The organism is Agrobacterium sp. 10MFCol1.1, assembly GCF_000381165.1.
Taxonomy (GTDB): domain Bacteria; phylum Pseudomonadota; class Alphaproteobacteria; order Rhizobiales; family Rhizobiaceae; genus Agrobacterium; species Agrobacterium tumefaciens.
On record NZ_KB906078.1, the window covers coordinates 23,746 to 42,747 of the forward strand.

Genomic DNA, 19,002 nt, shown 5'->3' on the forward strand with positions numbered 1-19,002 from the left:
ACACCAACAGTTTATCGATTACGGCAAGCTGCCGGTGTTCGACCGTCAGTTCATCGACTTATGCTCGTCCGCCTTGATTTTTGCAATATCCCGCAGTGCAGCAATCAATACATCAGGCGTTTGTGCACCGCTGATGGCGTACTTCTGGTCAACGATAAAGAACGGTACGCCGGAAACACCCATTTGCTGCGCCGCGTCAATTTCGGCAATCACCGTGTCCTTGTCCGCATCCGACGCCAGAAGCCGTGTTACCACCTTGGCGTCCATGCCCGCCTTTTCGGCGATATCGGTCAGCACGGCGTGATCGCCGATATTGCGGCCTTCCTCGAAATTCGCCTTGAACAAAGCGGTGACGATCCTCTCCTGAACGTCACGGCCTTCAGCATGGGCCCAGAGCGACAGGCGATGTGCGTCGAGCGTGTTCGGGCCAATCTTGATTGCATCGAAATCGTAGTGGATGCCGACCTGTTTTCCGAGTTCCACCAGCGAGGCATGGGACTGCTCGAGACGCTCCTTGCCGAGCTTTTCCTCAAGCGCGGCCTTCTGGTCAACGCCTTCAGGCGGGTAATCCGGGTTGAGCCGGTAAGGTCGCCAGTTCACGTCGACGCTGATTTCGTCCTGCACCTCGGCAATGGCAAGATCGAGCCTTGCCTTGCCCAGATAGCACCAGGGGCAGACCATATCCGATACGACGTCGATAACGATGCGTTCCATGGCTTTATCTTCCGTTGTCTTGGACCGGGCAGGGGCGGGTTATTGCGCCCGCGCATCCCACCAAGTCTGTTTCTGATTGCCTGATATCGGGGTCATATCCGGGCGGTCGATATATTTCCAGCGGGCTATCCATTGCGCGCCGATGTAGTAGAGCGGAATGACATAGTGGCCTGCGACGAGAAGACGATCATAACCACGCACTGCCGCCTGAAAATCCTCCGTGGATCGGGCCTGCAACAGGGCCTCGATCATGCGGTCGATGTCGGGGCTGGCCGCACCCGCATAGTTGAAGCTGCCCTGCGCATCCCGCGACAATGAACTCCAGCGGTTGAGCTGCTCGGCGCCGGGCGAGAGCGATGAGGGCAGGGACCGGATGATCATGTCGTAATCGAAGCTGTTGGAGCGTGCCTGATATTGGCCATCGTCAACGGAGCGGATGCCCATGGCGACGCCGATCAGATTCAGCGAACGTTGATAGGCAAGCGCTATGCGTTCCTGCGCCGGGTTCTGCGTCATGATTTCGAATGCGAGCTGGCGGCCATTGGCATCGGACATCCTGCCGTTCTTGATGCTGTATCCGGCCTCTTTCAGCTTATCGACGGCGAGCTTCAGGACCTTGCGGTCCGCGCCGGTCCCGTCGGTGGTGGGCATGGCGTAGGTTCCCGCCAGAAGTTCCGGCGGCATGCTCTTGGCCGCATCGCCAAGCAGCGCAAGTTCGCGCTCATCTGCGGCATTGCCATAGGCGCCGAGCGCTGAGTTCTGCCAGTAGCTTTGCGTACGCTTGAAGGCGCCGCCGAGAATGTTCTTGTTCATCCACTCGAAATCGAGCGCATAGGACAGGCCCTCGCGCACCTTTTCGTCTGCAAAGACCGCGCGGCGGGTATTAAAGACAAGGCCGAACATGCCCGATGGCAGGCGCGGCTGGAACACATCCTTGACGATATCGCCGCGATGAACGGCGGGGAAGTTGTAGGCCTGGCCCCAATGGGACGTATCGGAGGTGCCGTTGATGGCGTCGCCTTCGGGATAGATGTCGATATCGCCTTTCTTGAAGGCCTCGAACATGGTGGTGACCTGAAGGAAATAGGTGATGCTGATCTCGTCGTAATTCTCGAAGCCGACCTTGCTCGGGATATCCTTGCCCCAATAGTCCGGGTTTCGCTCCCAGATGATTCGTTCACCCGGTCGCAATGTCTTGATTCGGTATGGACCCGAGCCGACGACAGCGCCGAGGCCCGCCTGTTCGAATTTTTCCGGATCGATCGCGTGTTTCGGCAAAATGGGGGTGGAAGAGGCGAGAATGAGCGGCGTTTCGCGGTTCGCCTTGTCGTTGAAGGTGAAGCGGACGCCGTGTTCGCCGATCTTTTCCAGCTTCGCCACGCCGTCTAGACGGCTGTTGAACGGCGGACGGCCTTTTTCCTTCAGGAGATTGAATGTGAAGATAACATCGTCAGGCGTCACCGGCTCGCCATCCGACCACTTGGCCTTGGGATTGATGTTGAACTGGGTGAAGGTGCGTTCCTCGTCCCACTCCACGGTTTCCGCAAGCAGGCCGTAAAGGCTGAAAGGCTCGTCGCTCGAGCGCTGCATCAGCGGCTCGTAAAGGAGATTGCCGAATTCAGGGTCCCAGACGCCGCGCGCCGTTGTGCGCATTCCCTTGAGAACAAAGGGGTTGAGGCTGTCAAAGGTGCCGACGACACCGTAGGATATGCGACCACCTTTTTTCACGTCCGGATTGACATAAGGGAAGTGCCGGAAGTCGGCGGGAAGTTCCGGCGTGCCGTGCATGGAAATGCCGTGAAGCGGCTGCGCCAAGGCAATTTCCGGAGAAAGCAGGGCCGTTCCCCAAAGAAACAATGCGGGGATGAGGGCCGCAAGCTTGCGCATGTCACTATCCTGTCTCAACTGTCGGTCCGTTTTGTCGTCGTCGTCGGTTATCGTCATGATTGGTTTTTTGTTATGATTCTGGCGAATATGTAGCACAAGCCCATGGCTGGACCCATGCGAGGGTGGGAAATCTTGGGTTGCCTCAAGAAAAAGTTAAAGAAGTGCTGGATATCGCCGCGAACGGCATGTAACAGGGTGGCCGGAAGAGACGGGTCACGCATTTGCCTCATTTAAACGACAGTTGAACGGGCAGAAGGATACCGCCATCGGCGAGCAGGACCCGCGGTTCTGTTCTGGCAGACATTCAGGAGACGGAACTCTTATGATGCAAAAGGCAAACACATTCACCCGGACAGCTCTGTCCGCTCTCGTTCTTTCCCTGGGCGCGGTTTCCGCTCCGGCCATCTCGCAGGCACAGGATGCTCCCGCCAATCAGGGCGCTGGCGCTCCGCCGCTTGGCTGGTTCAAGACCTGCTCCAAGCAGGAAGACAACGATGTCTGCGTCGTGCAGAACGTGGTTCTTGCCCAGAACGGCCAGATGATCACTGCCGTCGGCCTCATCACTGTCGAGGGCAAGGTCAACCGCAAGCTGCTCCAGGTTTCCGTTCCGACCGCGCGCCTCATTCCCCCGGGTGTGATGATGCAGATCGACGGTGGCAAGGGTCAGAAGCTCGATTACGCTGTTTGCCTTCCCGACAAGTGCACGGCCGAAGTTCCGCTGACGGACGCCATGATCGCGTCGCTGAAGAAGGGCAACGAGATCGTCTTCACCTCGATCAACTTCCGCCGCGCGCCGAACCCCATCAAGATCGCGCTTACCGGCTTTACCGGCGCTTATGACGGCGCGGCTATCACCCAGTCGCAGCTCGCAGAAAGCCAGCGCAGCCTTCAGGAAGGCATGCAGAAAAAGGCCGAAGAGGCTCGCAAGAAGCTGGAAGCTGCTCAGGACGCCGCAAAGGGCGCGCCGAAGCCCTGATCTCTTTACGAGAACACGAAAAAGCCGGCCTGTTTTCAGGCCGGTTTTTTTATGCGCGGTTTTGATCCGACGTATTTTCATTAAAAGCGCACAGCGCCCTTATGATTGTTGTCAAATCGGGCGTGCGCTAATGCGCCAGCGACATCTTCGGCCGCCACTCGCCGTTGGGCGCCTTGTCGAACATCCGCTCGATATTGCGGTTGCGGAGCGGCGCCTCGTTTTCATCGTGGACGAGGTTCTGTTCGGAAACGTAAGCGACATATTCCGTCTCATCGTTTTCCGCCAGAAGATGGTAGAAGGGCTGGTCGCGCTCCGGGCGAATATCGGCGGGGATGGCGTTCCACCACTCTTCCGTATTGGCATATTCCGGATCCACGTCAATCACCACACCGCGGAACGGAAACACCTTGTGGCGGACGATCTCGCCAAGCGTAAATTTTGCGTCTCTTTGTTTCATGGTATGAACTTCCTTTCCCACTAATAGTTGGGTGCGGAATGGGAAATATCAAGGGCTAGCGGTATCCGGCCCTTTTTCCCGTGATGCTCTTAAGCGACCCTGCGGCCGATCGGTGCGGTGGCGATGACGACGCCGCCGGTAACCAGCACGATGCCGATGGCGTGATATGTTTCAAACGTTTCACCAAGAAAAAGCGTGGCCATGACAATCGAGACGGGTGGCATCATGTAAAGCGTGATGCCTGCCGTGGCGGGGCCGAAAACGCGGACCGTATGGGTGAAGCAATAAAAGGCAAGCAGTGAGGCGAACAGGATGATGCCGCCGATCTTGGCCCAGGCGATGGCCGTGGCCGGCAGCAAGCCACCATGCGCCAGTTCGACCGCTGCCGGCGGGAGCAGGACCAGCGCGCCGGAGAAGGCGATGAGGCCGAAAAGGCTGAACGAGGCCATCTGCCGCGCCGCGGGATCGCGCAATAGTAGCGAATAGACCGCAAAGGCAATCGCTGCCGTCAGAATGGCAAAATCGCCAATGTTGAATTTCATCTGCCAGAGAGCGGACATATCGCCCTTGAGCACGATTGCCGCCACGCCCGCAAAAGCGATGATCATGCCCGCCACTTCGAGCCTGCGGATCGGGCGGCCCTGAAAGATGCGCTGGAACAGGATGATGAATAGCGACGAAGTCGTGTAGAGCAACGTACCGTTGGCAGCCGTCGTCATTGTGAGGCCCCAATAGACCACGCCGCCGCAGACGCCCATGCCGAGAATGCCAAGAACGAGCCAGAGCAGCGTTTTCTGGCGCACGAAGGCGAGGCAGTTCCGCCAGTCGGCGATCATGAACGGAGCGATGATGAGGCTCGATCCGATCCAGCGAATGAAGGCGGCAATGAAGGGCGAGACCTCTCCGATGACGCCGCGGCCGAAAATGATGTTGCTGGAGAAAAAGAACGGTACCGCCAGAAAGATGAGCCAGTCAGTGAGGCGCGTTTGCTGAGAGGCTGGCTTGATCGACATTGTTCGCGACATGGCTGGGCATCAAAAGAAAACGGCGGCTTTCCAGGGGAAAACCGCCGAGCGGGAAGGGACGCCTCTAAAGGCGTCCCAAATGCCGGTCAGGCAGAGTAGTACATGTCGAATTCGACCGGATGCGGGGTCATTTCGAAGCGCATGACTTCCTGCATCTTCAGCTCGATGAACGAGTCGATCTGGTCGTCGTCGAACACGCCGCCGGCGGTCAGGAACTTGCGATCCTTGTCGAGGCTTTCCAGCGCTTCGCGCAGCGAGCCGCAGACGGTCGGGATCTTTTTCAGTTCCTTGGCAGGAAGGTCGTAAAGGTCCTTGTCCATCGGCTTGCCGGGATGGATCTTGTTCTTGATGCCGTCGAGGCCGGCCATCAGCATGGCCGCAAAACCGAGATAGGGGTTCTGGGTCGGGTCCGGGAAGCGGACTTCGACGCGCTTTGCCTTCGGGTTGGAGCCAAAGGGAATGCGGCACGATGCGGAGCGGTTGCGGGCGGAATAGGCCAGCAGAACCGGAGCTTCATAACCCGGTACCAGACGCTTGTAGGAGTTGGTGGTGGGGTTGGTAAAGGCGTTGATGGCCTTGGCATGCTTGATGATGCCGCCGATGTAGTACAGGCAGTTTTCAGACAGGCCGGCATATTCGTCGCCAGCAAAGGTCGGCTTGCCGCCCTTCCAGATCGACTGGTGCACGTGCATGCCCGAGCCGTTGTCGCCGAAGATCGGCTTCGGCATGAAGGTTGCCGTTTTGCCATAGGCATTGGCGACCTGGTGCACGACGTACTTGTAGATCTGCATCTTGTCGGCGCTGGATACCATGGTGTCGAACTTCACGCCCAGCTCGTGCTGCGCGGAGGCGACTTCGTGGTGGTGCTTTTCGACGACGACGCCCATTTCAGCGAGAACCGTCAGCATTTCGGAACGCATGTCCTGCAGGCTGTCGATCGGCGGAACCGGGAAGTAACCGCCCTTGACGCGCGGACGGTGGCCAAGGTTGCCGGTTTCGTAATCCGTGTCGTCGTTGGACGGCAGTTCCGATGAATCCAGCTTGAAGCCGGTGTTGTAAGGGTCTGCCTTGTACTTCACGTCGTCAAAGACGAAGAATTCTGGCTCGGGGCCAACGAAGATGGTGTCGCCGATACCGGAGGCCTTGAGGTAGGCTTCGGCCTTCTTGGCGGTGCCGCGCGGGTCGCGGTTATAGGCTTCGCCGGAAACCGGGTCGAGAATGTCGCAAAGGATGACGAGGGTCGACTGGGCGAAGAACGGATCGGTATGGGCAGTTGCCGGATCGGGCATCAGCACCATGTCGGATTCGTTGATGGCCTTCCAGCCGGCGATCGAGGAGCCGTCGAACATGACGCCATCGGCGAACATGTCTTCGTCTACGCAGACAACATCCATGGTGACATGCTGCAGCTTGCCCTTGGGGTCGGTAAAGCGCAGGTCCACGAACTTGATGTCGTTATCCTTGATCTGCTTCAAGATATCGTTTGCGGTCGTCATTTAAACGTTTTCCTTGAGTGTGGTGGTGACGAGGTGAAAAACCTGAGCCTCCCCGGCTCAGGACCTGGTTCCGATTATATGGCGTCCACGCCTGTTTCACCGGTACGGATTCGGATGACTTCCTCGACGTTGGAAACGAAAATCTTTCCGTCGCCGATACGTCCGGTCTGTGCCGCATTGCGGATAGCCTCAATGACGGCTTCCGCATTTTCGTCCGCCAGTACGACTTCGACTTTCACTTTCGGCAAAAAGTCCACAACGTACTCTGCTCCGCGGTAGAGTTCCGTGTGGCCCTTCTGACGACCAAAGCCTTTTGCTTCCGTGACCGTGATTCCCTGAAGTCCGACTTCCTGAAGGGCTTCCTTCACTTCATCGAGCTTGAAAGGCTTAATGATCGCTTCGATCTTTTTCATGAGAAAATATCTCTCCGCTTCTCCCGTTAAAGCAGGTTATTCCCGCTCTGCCACAAGAATGCACGTATTGTGCCAGATCGGAAGCGGGCTTGAAGAAAAAACTTCGCTTGCCCGGCTTTCTGACACAAAATGCATTCGCTTTTTGTGGTTTTCCAGCCAATTTCTCGCCAAAACGCGAAAAATCCGTCATCAATTCTGTCGGTTTTCCTTATTTTAGTTATGTTGAATATTTTGGAATGCACTGACGGCGTTTTGTTGATTTGTTTATATTTTATGCATTTGATTATTATTTCGCCGCAGCCATTTGCTTATTTTTGTATCGATTGCCTTTCCGGCGTTTTGAAGGGATGATCGCTCCATGAAATCCCTATTGAATCTCTCTCTTATCGACCCTGCTGTGATGGCCCGCATCGATGCGGCCTCAGGCCAATCCGGCATTCCCCTATACGATCTTATGGAGCGGGCAGGGCAGGCGGTCGCTGCTTCGGCCCTTCGCCACTATCCGGACGCGCTGCGTTTCGTCGTGCTCTGCGGAGGCGGCAATAATGGCGGTGATGGTTACGTTGCGGCACGCTCGCTTGTGCAAAGCGGGGCGACAGTTGCGGTTCATCATCTTGGCCAAGTCACGGCCATGAAAGGCGATGCCCGCACGGCTTTCGAGGTTAGCGGCGTCACAGCCCTGCCGCTTGGCGACTATGTACCCATGGCTGGAGACGTGGTGATTGACGCGGTGTTCGGTGCCGGATTGTCCCGCGAGATTCCGTCGGAGCTTCGGCGCGTGATCGATGCGGTGACGCAGGCAGCCGTGCCGGTTCTCGCCGTCGATCTGCCGTCTGGTCTTTGCGGCAGGAGGGGCGTGCCTCTGGGCGCATCGTTCAAGGCGGTGCGGACCGTAACCTTCATGGCGCGAAAACCCGGCCATCTGTTGATGCCGGGGCGGGAACTGTGCGGGACGCTTGAGGTGTTCGATATCGGTATCCCCTCCCGTATTCTCGCCGCTCATGCGGGATCGGTTGCGGAAAACGATCCACTTGTCTGGCGCGACGCCTTGCCCCGCTCCGAAATGGAAACGCATAAATTCCGCCGTGGGCATCTGACCGTCTTTTCCGGACCGCCACATGCGACGGGAGCAAGCCGCATGACGGCAATTGCAGCGCTGAAGGCGGGGGCGGGCATCGTCACCATTGCCGCGCCGAAGCAGGCGCTCGACGTGCTTTCGGTGACATTGACGGCGGTGATGAGCTCCGGTCTGGATGATGCGGACGATCTGCGCCACTGGCTGGACGACAAACGCCACGGCGCTTTCGTCCTCGGTCCCGGTTTCGGCGATCTCGAAAAGGCGCGGCAATTCGTGTCCCTGCTCGGGGACAAGGTGGTGGTGCTGGATGCCGACGCGATCACCGCTTTCAAGGACAGCCCGGAAACCCTGTTCGACCGGATGATTTCAGGCGCGGGGAAATTCGTATTGACGCCGCATGAGGGCGAGTTTGCTCGGCTCTTTCCCGATCTCGCCGCTGACACGTCACTGAGCAAGATCGAGAAGGCGCAGACCGCATCGGCGCGCAGCGGCGCAGTGCTGGTCTACAAGGGGGCGGATACGGTCATCGCCGCGCCGGACGGCCGCGCGCTGGTCAATACCAATGCGCCGTCGAGCCTTGCGACGGCGGGGTCAGGCGATGTGCTGGCTGGCATCATTGGCGCATTGCTTGCGCAGGGAACGCCTGCCTTTGAGGCCGCCGCTGCCGGTGTCTGGCTACATGGCGTGGCGGGCAGCAGGGCTGGTGCAGGTATGACGGCAGAAGATCTCGCCCACGCGGTGCGGCCGTTTGCGTGACCTTGAGCTGGTGTCCACTCCGTCACCGGACTTGATCGCAGGAGATACCTTTCGCTGCGCAGACGCGTCGTGGCTGGATGCCGGATCTAGTCCGGCATGACGGAGGGGAGGTTTTCATCCCTGAGGTGAGGGCTTTTTCGCGCTCGAAGTTTAAAGCCGCGTCAGTGCGCGGCTTTGCCCTGGCTCGCGGTTGCCATCCGCGAAGCGCTGATCAGCAACTTGCGTTCCGCCCGTTCCTGTTGCGGCGTGCGATTGTAGATTTCGCGATAACACTTGGAGAAATGCGAAGCGGAGACGAAACCGCAGGCAACGGCAACCTCGACCACCGGCATGGCCGATTGCACCAGCAGGTGGCGGGCGCGGTCCAGGCGAATTTCAAGATAGTAGCGGGCGGGTGAGCGGCCCATTTCCTGCCGGAAGAGACGCTCCACCTGTCGGCGCGACAGATCGGCCGCATCGGCGATGTCGAGCAGCGACAGCGGCTCGGACAGATTGCCTTCCATCAATTCGATGATCGACAGGACCTTGCTATTCTGAACGCCGAGGCGCGCACGCAGCGGCAGGCGCTGGCGGTCGTTGGGGCTGCGCACCCGGTCCGTCAATTGCTGCTCGCAGACGCGGTTGACAAGATTTTCGCCGAAATCCTGACCGATCAGGCTCAGCATCATATCGAGCGATGCGGTGCCGCCGGCGCAGGTATAAATGTTGCTGTCGACCTCGAAGAGATCGGCATAGACTTCCACCTGCGGGAAGGCTTCGGAAAAACCAGGCAGATTCTCCCAGTGGATCGCACAGCGTTTGCCGTTCAAGAGACCGGCCTGCGCGAGGATATGCGCGGCGGTACAGAGGCTGCCGATGGCGATGCCGCGATTATAGGCTTCACGCAGCCAGGCATTGACGGATTTGTTGATGTGCTGGTCGACATCGATGCCCGAACAGATGATCGCCATTTCAACGCGGTTTTCGCCGCTGACATATCGTCGCTCATCGGCAAGACAGGTGTCGACCTCAAGACAGATGCCGCTTGATGACATGACCTTCTGGCCGTCGAGCGAGGCGAGGCGCCATTCGTAAGCCTGATACCCCAGCATGCGATTGGCGATGCGAAGCGTTTCAACCGCTGCGGCGAACGGCAGCATGGTAAATTGCGGAATGAGAAAAAAGACGATTGAGCGTTTCTTCTGGGAGTTCCTGCTCATTTGCCCGTGCTCCGTTGCGAATACGCAATTCCTCCCTTGGAATCGGTCTTCTGGATGTCCTGTTTCCGACATCTTTAACGAAAAATACGCCGTGAAATCCGGGCTGTCAAAAAATAGCTTTTGAAATATGCAAAATTTGCGACAAGCCTTTTTAAAGGGCGTCGTGTCGCATGTAAAACAGGCAGGTCATTTTACGCCTCTACCGGGGCGTCTCGGGATTGACGGGGATGGCTCGCAAGTCCTGAGACGGTTGCGAGCCATGGGGTTGCGCATCATTTGCGGATGACCCTGATGCGGTTGCTGTCGGTTGTCGGCCATCCAATGTCCTTCAATGTTTCAGGCGGCAAACCTTCCAGCGCGCGGAGCATTCTTGCGCGCTTCCATGACGTATGAAGAGCGGAAATCTGGCCGGACAGGCGCTGGAGCCAGCTACCGGTCGAGGGGCGTTGCGACGAACGGGTCGCTGCGGGGTGATAATGTATCATGGCCATGTCTTGATCCTTTCGTGAACCACGATCCTGTTTACGACTTCGGTATGCGCTTACATATCTCATCAAACAAGAGAATGAATTTTATGTCATTCATCAGTTTTAGGAATGACTCGCGCTCGCCGCCTGCCGGACTTTCTGTTTATCCGTGATGGGCTAGCGCTTCATTCCGACAAGGCGTTAGTTGCCCTGTCATTCGATGCCCCGGATGGTGCGCCTGTGTTGACATTCAATCAAACGAAATGATATCCATCTATAAATCAAAATATTTGAAGGTTCGTGCCATGACCGTAACTTTCCGCCAACCGCTGCCGCTGCTTGATAACGACATTCTGAGAACCTTCGTCGCGATTGCCGAGACCGGGAACTTCTCCACCGCTGCAGAGGTGGTGTTCAGAACGCCGTCCGCCGTTTCCATGCAGATAAAGAAGCTGGAGGAACAGCTGAAGACGACGTTGTTCCTGCGCGATGCCCGCTCGGTGACTTTGACGGCGCATGGCGAAACGCTTCTTACCTATGCGCGCCGCATGATCGCGCTGTCTAACGAGGCCGTGTCGCGTTTCGTCATGCCTGAACTGTCTGGCGTCGTCAGGCTCGGTGCGCCGGAAGATATTGGCGAGCGCGGTTTGCTCCCGGGTATCCTCAAGCGTTTTGCCGAGGTTTTCCCCGGCATCATGATCGATGTCACGATCGATTCCAGTTCCAATCTCTACAAGCGCATGGATGAACGGCGGCTGGATCTGGCACTGGTCAACTGTGCGTCGCATCCGCTGCGGGATACGGGCGAGGTGCTGATGCGCGAACGTCTCGTCTGGGCCGGGGCAAAATGCGGTACGGCCTATCTGCGCGATCCGCTGCCTATATCGATCTGGGAAGAGGGCTGCATCTGGCGTTCGGAAGCGATCAACTCGCTTGAAAAGCGGGGTCGCAATTTCCGCGTGGCCTATCTCAGCGGCCATACCATGGCGCAGCGCGCAGCAATTGCCGCCGATCTCGCCATCGCGCCCCTGCCGCGCTCCTATGTGCAGAACGACATGGTCATTCTGAGCGACAAGGAAGGCCTGCCGGAACTTGGTTATTTCGATATTCGCCTGATCACGGGCGAAAGACCCTCGCGCCCCATCCTTGCGGTCGCGGAAAGCATCCGCAACGCCTTTGTCGAGGTCGCCAAGGCGGCCTGAGGTAGATCTTTATCAACGGGAATGCGCGACGGCGAGCGTCCGTCGCGCCATAGGCAAAGGTGGGCCTAGATCGCTACCGTGCCCCGTTTTGTGGAAAAGTCTGCATCGCCGGTTTGCCAGCTTCCACGACCGGCCAGCCAGTCTGCCGAATTCTGTAGCCCACCAAATGGGAAAACGTGGATTTGCCGGATCGGCCCTGCCGGATTTGCCTGCCAGTGCCGTTCGATAGGGCCGACCACGCTTTCCGGTGAATGGCCCTTGGCCAGCGTCGTCAGGGAGAGCGCGTTCTTTTTCAGATAGGCGATGGAATTGCCGACGCCGCAGAGTGCTGCATATTTCAGCAGCGTCGTGATCCTGGCCGGACCGGAGACGCCGATATGCACCGGCAAGTCGATGCCGGAGGCGGCAAGTCCTTCCGCCCAGGCGATGAAGCGCGCGGGGTCGAAGCCGAACTGGGTGACGATGCGCATTGCCGCATCGCTTCTTTCGGCAAAATCATACTTCAACTTCAAGGCGGCCGTCGCCGTCTCTTCGCTGAAATCGGGGCTGCCTTCGGGATGGCCGGCGATTGCAATCTGATTGATCCCGCAGCGATCGAAGATGCCGGTCGACAGCATATCCATGCTGGATGTGAAGGGACCAGCCGGCGTGGCGACGCCACCGCCGACTACCAGCACATCCGACACACCCGCTTCGCCTGCCAGCCGCTTCACCTGCTCCTCGAATTCCACGCCAGACGATATGCGCCGTGCCGCGAGATGCGGCACTGGTGTGTAGCCGAGATCGCGAAGGTGTTTTGCAGCGTCGACCAGCCTGTCCTGCGAGGCCTGTCCGGTGTCTGTCAGATAAACACGCACGCCCTGTGGAAAGAGACCGGCAAGACTTGCCGGGCCGAGCACCTGTGCGGGTGAGGCTTCAATGGAGGCGGCAATGGCGGGAGAGGTCGAGATATCGTGCAATTTGAATTTGGTCCTTTTCCTTATCATGCACCGCTTTTTTGCCCACGTCTTTGCCTGTTGCGGCAAGACAGCCCTGCATCTGCGACGAAGCTTGATTTCATCTGTTTGGCTGGCGGCAATGGGTGGTTGGCCTCACCAGACACGTTTGGTGAGGCCGTTCCACAGCCATGTCCAGATCGTCGGCGGAAACCGCAGCACCGATTTGCCAGGCAAGGGCGGTTGCGGCGCAAGGCTGCCGGAAAGGGCGTCCTCGATAGCGCTGACCGCAATATCGACCGAGGCGGCGGTCAGAAGCAGGGGGTAGGTGGCAATGGTATCGGAAGGCGAGGGCTTCAGCCGCTTTTCGTAAAGGGTTGCGCCGGTATCCACGCCCTTGTCGACCAGATGCACGGTCGCGCCGAAATTACCCCGGTCCTTTTCCACCAGCGCCCAATAACCGCCCATCTGGCCGCGATAGGCGGGATTGATGCCGGCGTGGAAATTGATGACCGGGCAGCGCAGAGCTTGAAGGGTTGCCGGTGTCAGAAGGCGGCAGGAAATGGTGAAGATCGCCGCCGGTTGCAAGGTGTTGATGGCCTTGTGGCACTCTTCGTCGTTCAGGGAGGCAACATGTGTAACAGGAACTGCCTGGCCGAGATCGGCAGAGAGGCCATGTTCGGCAATGATCTCATTGGTGCGCCGAACAGTGAAGCGTTTGCCGAGCCGGGAGGCGATCATCGTCGCTATCTGGCCTGCGGCTGTCACCCAGCCGAGCCGCCGCGCCCGTCTTTTCAGAATGGCCGATTTGCTTTCCGCCTGCTCCACAATGACATGGATATCCGGAAACCGGGCGGCCAGCGCATTGATCATGACATTGGGGTTCAGCCCCCCTGCCGTCATCACCAGTAGCCGATTGTTTATCTCAGTCATGTCACCCACACGATTTTCCCGATCATGATCCCTGCGCCCGAGTTTCCCTCGCGAAGTTCAAAACCATGTTAATTTTCACCGACGGGATTTTTTCAAACGCCGGTGGAACCGATTTCCAATGCTCACGTTATTGTGACGCATATCACATCGGCGCTTGCCTTTGGACGGCAAGTCATAGGGGAGTTATTTCAAATGATCACACGTATTCTTTCGACAGTTTTCGTGGCTTTGTTGACAGTCGTGACCTTGAGTTCCTGCGGTAATACCATTCGCGGCGTTGGCCGGGATACGGCAAATGCAGTGGACGCCACGCAGGACGCAGGTCGTAGCGTAGACCGCGCCGCGCGTCGCTAAGTCTCTCCCCTCCAAGGTCTGGCGTCGCCCTGAATGAAGGGGACGCCTTTTCTTTGACCTGATTTCACCGTCACAGTTCATGAAGTAAGAATCGCGCCGTATTAAGATGGGGCGAGAGGGCATGAGCGGGCGTTGATGAAAAGACTGGTGACGAAAAGACTGATCGGCTTGCTGCTGCCATTGCTTTTGCCGTTTTCGGCTGAGGCGGGCGGACAGGCGGATTTCTGCAAAACCATGGAGCATGCGGGCGGACGCTACATCGTCTGCAGTTTCGATCCGGCGAAAAGCATGATTCGGATTTACGACCGCGATCATGTTTCGGGTGAGGGATATCGCTCCTTCTCCGATCTCTCCTCCGCCCTGTGGCGGCAGCACATGTTCAGCGTTTTCGCCATGAATGGCGGCATGTATCATTCCGACTATTCTCCCGTTGGCCTTTTTGTCGAAAATGGCGTCGAACGTTCGCCGATTATTACCGGCGGCGGGTGGGGCAATTTCCATCTTCTGCCGAATGGCGTGTTTTATCTAACGGGTGCAATGGCGGGCGTTCTGGAAACGCAGGGCTATGTCTCTGCCGGCTTGAAGCCGGATTTTGCCACCCAGTCCGGCCCGATGCTGGTGATCGATGGAAAGCTGCATCCGCGATTTCTGCCCGATAGCGACAGCCTGAAACGCCGCAACGGCGTCGGCGTGTCGCGCGACGGCATGGTGCATTTCGCGATTTCGGAAAACACCGTGCGTTTTTACGACTTCGCGACGTTGTTCAAGGATGTGCTGGATGCGCCAAACGCGCTGTATCTCGACGGGACGATTTCGAGTGTCGACATTCCCGCGATGAAAAGGCGCGATTCCCTGTTTCCCATGGGGCCAATTATCGCTGTCGTCGACAGAGTGCCTGACTAAGTCAGATCGGCGCCTTGGGGTAGGCCTTTTCGAGCCCTGCCGATGCCGTCAGTCCCTTGCGGAAGGCCAGATAGGCAGGATGCTGGCTGGCCTTGGCCGCTTCCGTGATGCGTATCTGCAGGCGGGCAGGGGCGTTACAGCCCAGCCATTCGCCTGATGTCTCAAGTTTCAGACTGTTGAGGAAGCGGGCGTTGGCCTGTTGATCGAGATAGAGATTGAGGCCGGCCAGCAGGTTTTCATCCTGCAACACGTTTTCCATCAAAAGCAGCACCCACGCCTTGTCCTCGCTTGCAAGCGAGGCAAGTTTCGATGCGACCGTCTCGCGGTCCGGAAAAGATGATGCCTGCTGCATGTAATGACGAATCCCGTTGCCGTTTTCTGTCGATAAGGCACAGCCGAAAGGCTTTCAAGGCACAACAGTCCGGACACTGAAATTCAACTCTGGAATGCCGATTGCCGCTGGCTTCAACAGGCGTTTGTGCGAAACCTTCATAAACCAGTTACACTTTGGTTCAAATTGAGGCGAACGGCAAAAAGGGGTAACCCGAAAGCCCCGATCTAAAGCCTTGTTTTTTCACACACCTATGCAACTGACGAATGGCAGCCCGTCAAAAACGCCTTCATTTAGCCGCTTTTTGCATTTGCGTTCTGCGCCGGATTTTAATAAATGCTTCCCCCAACGGGCCCGGTCTTGAAGATCGCCCGGAGAGTGAATAGCTGGAGTAATCATGGAAGAAACCGCTCAGAAATCCTGTTGGGCCGTCACCTTGCGCGCGCTTGCAGGCTTTGCCGCATTTCTCGCATTGACGTACATTTTTGGCAGCCCATAAGCACTTCTCATGAATGACGGGTTTTGAAACGGCGCGGTTTCCTCTGGAAACCGTGCTGTTTTCGTTTCTGCGGCCTGTATGTCGCAGCTGCAAAAGCCGGTGCCGCTCTTTTGTGGCGATCCGTCGCGGCTTTGGATATGATGGCGGTGGAATCCATTCTTATTCAAGGTAAGCCTCATGTTTCTTTCGGTCTTCGACGTCTTCAAGATCGGTATCGGTCCTTCCAGCTCGCATACGATGGGGCCGATGACGGCGGCGAACCGCTTTCTTGCGCTTATCCTCGGTGATGAATGGCCGCGTCCGGCGGGTGCTTCCGTGTCGCGCCTGAAGGTCAGCCTGCACGGTTCGCTTGCCTTTACCGGCATTGGCCACGGCACCGGCCGTGCGGTCATCCTCGGCCTGACGGGCGAGCGGCCGGATCTCGTCGACCCCGACGCCATGGACCCGATCATCGAAAAGGTTGAAAAGGCCGGTACCGTGTCGCCACCCGGCCACCCCTCCTATGAGTTCAACCCAGCCGAGGATCTGGTCTTCGACAAGAAGAACCCGCTGCCCGGCCATGCCAACGGCATGACATTTTCCGCCTTCGACAATCAGGGCAGGCTGCTTCTCAAGCGCATCTATTATTCCGTCGGCGGCGGTTTCGTCGTGACCGATACGGAACTGGAGGCGATCAAGCAGCGCGGCAAGACCATCGATAATGGTCCGCGTGTGCCTTATCCGTTCGCCACGGCGCGGGAAATGCTTGAGATGGCGGGCCGCTCCGGCCGCACCATCGCCCAGATGAAGCGCGCAAACGAAGAAACGGTGATCTCCCGCGACGAGCTGAACGAGCGCCTCGACCAGATCTGGGAGGCGATGAACGGCTGCATCGAGCGCGGGCTGAAGGTGGACGGCATCATGCCGGGTGGCCTGAAGGTGCGCCGCCGTGCCCGCTCCATCTACGAGAAGCTGAATGAGGAATGGCGCAGCAACCGGCTCAATCCTGTCATGGCGAATGACTGGTTGAGCGTCTATGCCATGGCCGTGAACGAGGAAAATGCTGCGGGCGGGCGCGTGGTGACAGCGCCGACCAACGGCGCTGCGGGCGTCGTTCCGGCGACAGTCCGGTATTTCCGGCATTTCCACGAGGATGCGACCGTTGACGATGTTCGCGATTTCCTGCTGACGGCGGCCGCGATCGGCGGCATCATCAAGCATAATGCATCTATTTCAGGTGCCGAGGTCGGCTGTCAGGGCGAGGTTGGGTCCGCTGCCGCCATGGCGGCCGCAGGCCTTGCCGCCGTCATGGGCGGTTCGCCCGAACAGGTGGAGAATGCCGCGGAAATCGCGCTCGAGCATCACCTCGGTATGACCTGCGACCCGATCGCCGGTCTGGTGCAGGTGCCCTGCATCGAGCGCAATGCGCTGGGTGCGGTGAAGGCGGTAACGGCGGCTTCCCTGGCGTTGAAGGGTGACGGCCAGCATTTCGTACCGCTCGATGCCTGTATCGAAACCATGCGCCAGACCGGCAACGACATGAGCGACAAGTACAAGGAAACTTCCACCGGCGGTCTTGCCGTCAACGTTGTGGAATGCTGAGCGGGCAGGGCGTCAGGCATGGTCCACATGCTTGACGCCCGACGCAAAAAGGCATTGATAAGCATATGCCTCTACATCTTATAAAACTTTGCGTCGGCGCGGATTCACTCCAGGATTTGAGAGACTGGGTCGCGCATCGCTCGCTGACCGCGATCGCCGCTGGCCTTGAGCCGCACAGCGTCCACACCACGCGGATGATCCCGAAACGGCTTGACGAATTGCTGGAAGGCGGTTCGCTCTATTGGGTCATCAAAGGCCAGGTGCAGGCACGGCAGAAACTTCTCGACATACGTTCCTTCAAGGGCGACGACGGCATTACCCGCTGCGATCTCATTCTCGGCCCCGAGGTGATCGAGACGTCGCCTGCGCCGAAGCGGCCGTTTCAGGGCTGGCGCTACCTCAAGGACAACGAGGCCCCACGCGATCTCGGCGGCGGTGATTTCGGCGGCGAGGAGATGCCCTCCGACCTCAAGCGGGAACTAGCCGAACTAGGTCTGCTCTGATCGTCAATGAATGTGATTGAAATGAAAAAGCCGGCTTCCTTCGCGGAGCCGGCTTTTTCATTTGGGGAGACGGTATTTGCTTGGGTTTGGGTGGCTTCAGTTGATGCCGCCAACCGCAGTGGTGGCGCGGCCATCCTGTATTTTCACCCAGCGTCCAGGATTGGCGGTGTCCTGACGCTTCAGGTAGGTATATTCGGTCTCCGACCAGTTCATGACCTTGTTGCGCATGTTGTCGAGGACGAAATCACCGCGATCGGTGCGAACGGTCAGAACTGCATGGCCTTCGCCATTCGGCTGCAGAACAACCGTGATCAGCAGGTTGTTGGCGGAGAAGCCCTTGTTCATCAGCATCTTGCGCTTCAGAAGCACGAAATCTTCGCAATCGCCGACCGTGGTGGGGTAGGCCCAGCGCTCTTCGACGCCGTAGATTTCCATGTCGGTCATCGGCGTGATCGTGGTGTTGGCGGTATAGTTGACGTCGAGCATCGTCTTCCAGCGCTCTTCGGTCAGTTTCATCGGGCCGTTGTCCAGCGATGTCGGCTGGCATTCGCTCTGATAGGTCTGGCAGAACTCGTAGTGGCCGATCGGCGGGTTGGCCTTGCCGATCACGCGCATGGCGGCGGATGGCGAAGCGCTGGCCTGATGGGCGATGGCGCTGACGATGAATGCGATCAGAAAGAAACCGAAACGGTTGTTTTTGTTCATTGCTTGTCTCCCCGTGTTGAGGAGACACTCGCATGTATATTTTGACCCCGCGGAAAGATGCGCGTGTCAATTTGAGCTTATATTTCAGCAAATTAGCGCTTGTTTTGAACTGTATTCGAGTTAGTTTTTACGCGTTTTTGAAGCAAATTTTATTGCAATTTTACGCATCTCGACCTTAGGTTTTTGGTAGCCATTTAGGCCGCTGTATTGAAAGCGATTTTCGGCACAGAGATATTTTTGCGATGCTGGGTAGACAGGCCGCGGAGCGTATCGAAGACGCGGATTTCCCGTTTTGGGATTGGTGTTTCAAGTCGGGACAGGGCAAAAAGGCAGCGAAAAAAACTTCAAGAAAACTGTTTTTTTCTTGGAAAAAATGCCTGGAGCGGGATTTTACAGTGCGGTTTTGCGCGAGAACTAACGCTAAATGGAGCGCGCCGGGCACTCTGACCGGATAGCACGGAAGTCAGCTTCAACGGAATCCACAATGCGGGAAAGCAGTATTTTAAACTGTCAGCGCAAATGCACGAGCGGCATTTTTGTAGACGAAAGCAGTCTGCTCCCATCATTCCGGCCTTGAGCCGGAATCGG

21 protein-coding genes are annotated in these 19,002 nt (G+C 57.8%); 8 read left to right on the forward strand and 13 right to left on the reverse strand.

Annotated elements, in window-relative coordinates; all coding sequences use genetic code 11:
* Positions 1-45: 45 nt before the first annotated feature.
* Together F617_RS0117160 and F617_RS0117165 are read right to left on the reverse strand one after the other, a co-directional pair.
* Positions 46-714, reverse strand: a complete 669-nt coding sequence (locus F617_RS0117160) for a DsbA family oxidoreductase (protein WP_019566118.1) — start codon at positions 712-714, stop codon at positions 46-48.
* 39 nt (positions 715-753) lie between these two features.
* Positions 754-2,601 carry an extracellular solute-binding protein gene (locus F617_RS0117165; RefSeq protein WP_019566119.1) on the reverse strand — a complete coding sequence of 616 codons (1,848 nt, stop codon included), beginning with the start codon at positions 2,599-2,601 and terminating at the stop codon, positions 754-756.
* Between the two features lie 322 nt (positions 2,602-2,923).
* On the opposite strand from F617_RS0117165, the gene F617_RS0117170 reads away from it, so the two are divergent.
* Positions 2,924-3,577 carry an invasion associated locus B family protein gene (locus tag F617_RS0117170; RefSeq protein WP_013636323.1) on the forward strand — a complete coding sequence of 218 codons (654 nt, stop codon included), beginning with the start codon at positions 2,924-2,926 and terminating at the stop codon, positions 3,575-3,577.
* A gap of 127 nt (positions 3,578-3,704) precedes the next feature.
* Here the strand turns inward: F617_RS0117170 and hspQ are convergent, their stop codons facing one another.
* The 4 genes from hspQ to F617_RS0117190 form a co-directional block, all read right to left on the reverse strand.
* The gene (gene hspQ, locus F617_RS0117175) at positions 3,705-4,034 is read right to left on the reverse strand and encodes a heat shock protein HspQ (RefSeq protein ID WP_003515726.1); all 330 of its coding nucleotides are present in this window, start codon (positions 4,032-4,034) and stop codon (positions 3,705-3,707) included.
* Positions 4,035-4,123: 89 nt separating this feature from the next.
* A complete protein-coding gene (locus F617_RS0117180; RefSeq protein ID WP_026330911.1) occupies positions 4,124-5,047 on the reverse strand; it encodes a DMT family transporter in 924 nt (307 codons plus the stop codon).
* Between the two features lie 98 nt (positions 5,048-5,145).
* Complete coding sequence (gene glnA / locus F617_RS0117185) at positions 5,146-6,555, reverse strand: type I glutamate--ammonia ligase (protein ID WP_003515722.1); 1,410 nt, start codon at positions 6,553-6,555, stop codon at positions 5,146-5,148.
* Positions 6,556-6,629: 74 nt separating this feature from the next.
* The gene (locus tag F617_RS0117190) at positions 6,630-6,968 is read right to left on the reverse strand and encodes a P-II family nitrogen regulator (RefSeq protein ID WP_003515720.1); all 339 of its coding nucleotides are present in this window, start codon (positions 6,966-6,968) and stop codon (positions 6,630-6,632) included.
* 89 nt (positions 6,969-7,057) lie between these two features.
* Between F617_RS0117190 and F617_RS28730 the strand changes: the two genes are divergently transcribed.
* Complete coding sequence (locus F617_RS28730; protein WP_019566121.1) at positions 7,058-7,213, forward strand: hypothetical protein; 156 nt, start codon at positions 7,058-7,060, stop codon at positions 7,211-7,213.
* Positions 7,214-7,326: 113 nt separating this feature from the next.
* Positions 7,327-8,802 carry a bifunctional ADP-dependent NAD(P)H-hydrate dehydratase/NAD(P)H-hydrate epimerase gene (locus F617_RS0117200; RefSeq protein WP_026330912.1) on the forward strand — a complete coding sequence of 492 codons (1,476 nt, stop codon included), beginning with the start codon at positions 7,327-7,329 and terminating at the stop codon, positions 8,800-8,802.
* A gap of 161 nt (positions 8,803-8,963) precedes the next feature.
* Here F617_RS0117200 and F617_RS29170 read toward each other — a convergent pair whose 3' ends face one another.
* Together F617_RS29170 and F617_RS0117210 are read right to left on the reverse strand one after the other, a co-directional pair.
* A complete protein-coding gene (locus F617_RS29170; protein WP_003515714.1) occupies positions 8,964-10,001 on the reverse strand; it encodes a GlxA family transcriptional regulator in 1,038 nt (345 codons plus the stop codon).
* 272 nt (positions 10,002-10,273) lie between these two features.
* Complete coding sequence (locus F617_RS0117210) at positions 10,274-10,492, reverse strand: hypothetical protein (RefSeq protein ID WP_019566123.1); 219 nt, start codon at positions 10,490-10,492, stop codon at positions 10,274-10,276.
* A 239-nt stretch (positions 10,493-10,731) separates the two neighbouring features.
* Between F617_RS0117210 and F617_RS0117215 the strand changes: the two genes are divergently transcribed.
* Entirely contained in the window at positions 10,732-11,670 is a 939-nt protein-coding gene (locus F617_RS0117215) for a LysR family transcriptional regulator (protein WP_003515711.1), read from the forward strand.
* 65 nt (positions 11,671-11,735) lie between these two features.
* Here F617_RS0117215 and F617_RS0117220 read toward each other — a convergent pair whose 3' ends face one another.
* Entirely contained in the window at positions 11,736-12,656 is a 921-nt protein-coding gene (locus F617_RS0117220) for a methylenetetrahydrofolate reductase (protein ID WP_019566124.1), read from the reverse strand.
* A 105-nt stretch (positions 12,657-12,761) separates the two neighbouring features.
* Positions 12,762-13,538, reverse strand: a complete 777-nt coding sequence (locus tag F617_RS0117225) for a formyl transferase (protein WP_019566125.1) — start codon at positions 13,536-13,538, stop codon at positions 12,762-12,764.
* A 192-nt stretch (positions 13,539-13,730) separates the two neighbouring features.
* On the opposite strand from F617_RS0117225, the gene F617_RS0117230 reads away from it, so the two are divergent.
* The gene (locus F617_RS0117230) at positions 13,731-13,892 is read left to right on the forward strand and encodes an entericidin A/B family lipoprotein (RefSeq protein ID WP_003515706.1); all 162 of its coding nucleotides are present in this window, start codon (positions 13,731-13,733) and stop codon (positions 13,890-13,892) included.
* Positions 13,893-14,027: 135 nt separating this feature from the next.
* On the forward strand, positions 14,028-14,795 hold the full coding sequence (locus tag F617_RS0117235) for a phosphodiester glycosidase family protein (protein WP_034502309.1): 768 nt from the start codon (positions 14,028-14,030) through the stop codon (positions 14,793-14,795).
* Position 14,796: 1 nt separating this feature from the next.
* On the opposite strand, the gene F617_RS0117240 is transcribed toward F617_RS0117235, so the two are convergent.
* Positions 14,797-15,147: a hypothetical protein gene (locus tag F617_RS0117240; RefSeq protein WP_003515702.1), complete on the reverse strand. Its 351-nt coding sequence runs from the start codon at positions 15,145-15,147 to the stop codon at positions 14,797-14,799.
* A gap of 390 nt (positions 15,148-15,537) precedes the next feature.
* Positions 15,538-15,804 (reverse strand): hypothetical protein, encoded by a 267-nt coding sequence (locus F617_RS28735; protein ID WP_019566127.1) that lies wholly within the window; start codon positions 15,802-15,804, stop codon positions 15,538-15,540.
* On the opposite strand from F617_RS28735, the gene F617_RS0117250 reads away from it, so the two are divergent.
* The gene (locus F617_RS0117250; RefSeq protein ID WP_013636313.1) at positions 15,803-17,206 is read left to right on the forward strand and encodes an L-serine ammonia-lyase; all 1,404 of its coding nucleotides are present in this window, start codon (positions 15,803-15,805) and stop codon (positions 17,204-17,206) included. The genes F617_RS28735 and F617_RS0117250 overlap by 2 nt on opposite strands.
* Before the next feature lie 65 nt (positions 17,207-17,271).
* Complete coding sequence (locus F617_RS0117255) at positions 17,272-17,709, forward strand: DUF1489 family protein (RefSeq protein ID WP_013636312.1); 438 nt, start codon at positions 17,272-17,274, stop codon at positions 17,707-17,709.
* Between the two features lie 96 nt (positions 17,710-17,805).
* Here the strand turns inward: F617_RS0117255 and F617_RS0117260 are convergent, their stop codons facing one another.
* Positions 17,806-18,414 (reverse strand): transglutaminase-like cysteine peptidase, encoded by a 609-nt coding sequence (locus F617_RS0117260; protein WP_019566128.1) that lies wholly within the window; start codon positions 18,412-18,414, stop codon positions 17,806-17,808.
* Positions 18,415-19,002 lie beyond the last annotated feature (588 nt).

Coding starts and splice junctions, on each gene's coding strand:
- F617_RS28735 (WP_019566127.1), bottom strand. CDS start 15,804: ATGAGGCTTACCTTGAATAAGAATGGATTCCACCGCCATCATATCCAA.
- F617_RS0117255 (WP_013636312.1), top strand. CDS start 17,272: ATGCCTCTACATCTTATAAAACTTTGCGTCGGCGCGGATTCACTCCAG.
- F617_RS0117260 (WP_019566128.1), bottom strand. CDS start 18,414: ATGAACAAAAACAACCGTTTCGGTTTCTTTCTGATCGCATTCATCGTC.
- F617_RS0117210 (WP_019566123.1), bottom strand. CDS start 10,492: ATGGCCATGATACATTATCACCCCGCAGCGACCCGTTCGTCGCAACGC.
- hspQ (WP_003515726.1), bottom strand. CDS start 4,034: ATGAAACAAAGAGACGCAAAATTTACGCTTGGCGAGATCGTCCGCCAC.
- F617_RS0117190 (WP_003515720.1), bottom strand. CDS start 6,968: ATGAAAAAGATCGAAGCGATCATTAAGCCTTTCAAGCTCGATGAAGTG.
- F617_RS0117170 (WP_013636323.1), top strand. CDS start 2,924: ATGATGCAAAAGGCAAACACATTCACCCGGACAGCTCTGTCCGCTCTC.
- F617_RS0117235 (WP_034502309.1), top strand. CDS start 14,028: ATGAAAAGACTGGTGACGAAAAGACTGATCGGCTTGCTGCTGCCATTG.
- F617_RS0117250 (WP_013636313.1), top strand. CDS start 15,803: ATGTTTCTTTCGGTCTTCGACGTCTTCAAGATCGGTATCGGTCCTTCC.
- F617_RS0117240 (WP_003515702.1), bottom strand. CDS start 15,147: ATGCAGCAGGCATCATCTTTTCCGGACCGCGAGACGGTCGCATCGAAA.
- F617_RS0117220 (WP_019566124.1), bottom strand. CDS start 12,656: ATGATAAGGAAAAGGACCAAATTCAAATTGCACGATATCTCGACCTCT.
- F617_RS0117215 (WP_003515711.1), top strand. CDS start 10,732: ATGATATCCATCTATAAATCAAAATATTTGAAGGTTCGTGCCATGACC.
- F617_RS0117180 (WP_026330911.1), bottom strand. CDS start 5,047: ATGTCGATCAAGCCAGCCTCTCAGCAAACGCGCCTCACTGACTGGCTC.
- F617_RS0117200 (WP_026330912.1), top strand. CDS start 7,327: ATGAAATCCCTATTGAATCTCTCTCTTATCGACCCTGCTGTGATGGCC.
- F617_RS0117225 (WP_019566125.1), bottom strand. CDS start 13,538: ATGACTGAGATAAACAATCGGCTACTGGTGATGACGGCAGGGGGGCTG.
- glnA (WP_003515722.1), bottom strand. CDS start 6,555: ATGACGACCGCAAACGATATCTTGAAGCAGATCAAGGATAACGACATC.
- F617_RS0117160 (WP_019566118.1), bottom strand. CDS start 714: ATGGAACGCATCGTTATCGACGTCGTATCGGATATGGTCTGCCCCTGG.
- F617_RS29170 (WP_003515714.1), bottom strand. CDS start 10,001: ATGAGCAGGAACTCCCAGAAGAAACGCTCAATCGTCTTTTTTCTCATT.
- F617_RS0117230 (WP_003515706.1), top strand. CDS start 13,731: ATGATCACACGTATTCTTTCGACAGTTTTCGTGGCTTTGTTGACAGTC.
- F617_RS0117165 (WP_019566119.1), bottom strand. CDS start 2,601: ATGCGCAAGCTTGCGGCCCTCATCCCCGCATTGTTTCTTTGGGGAACG.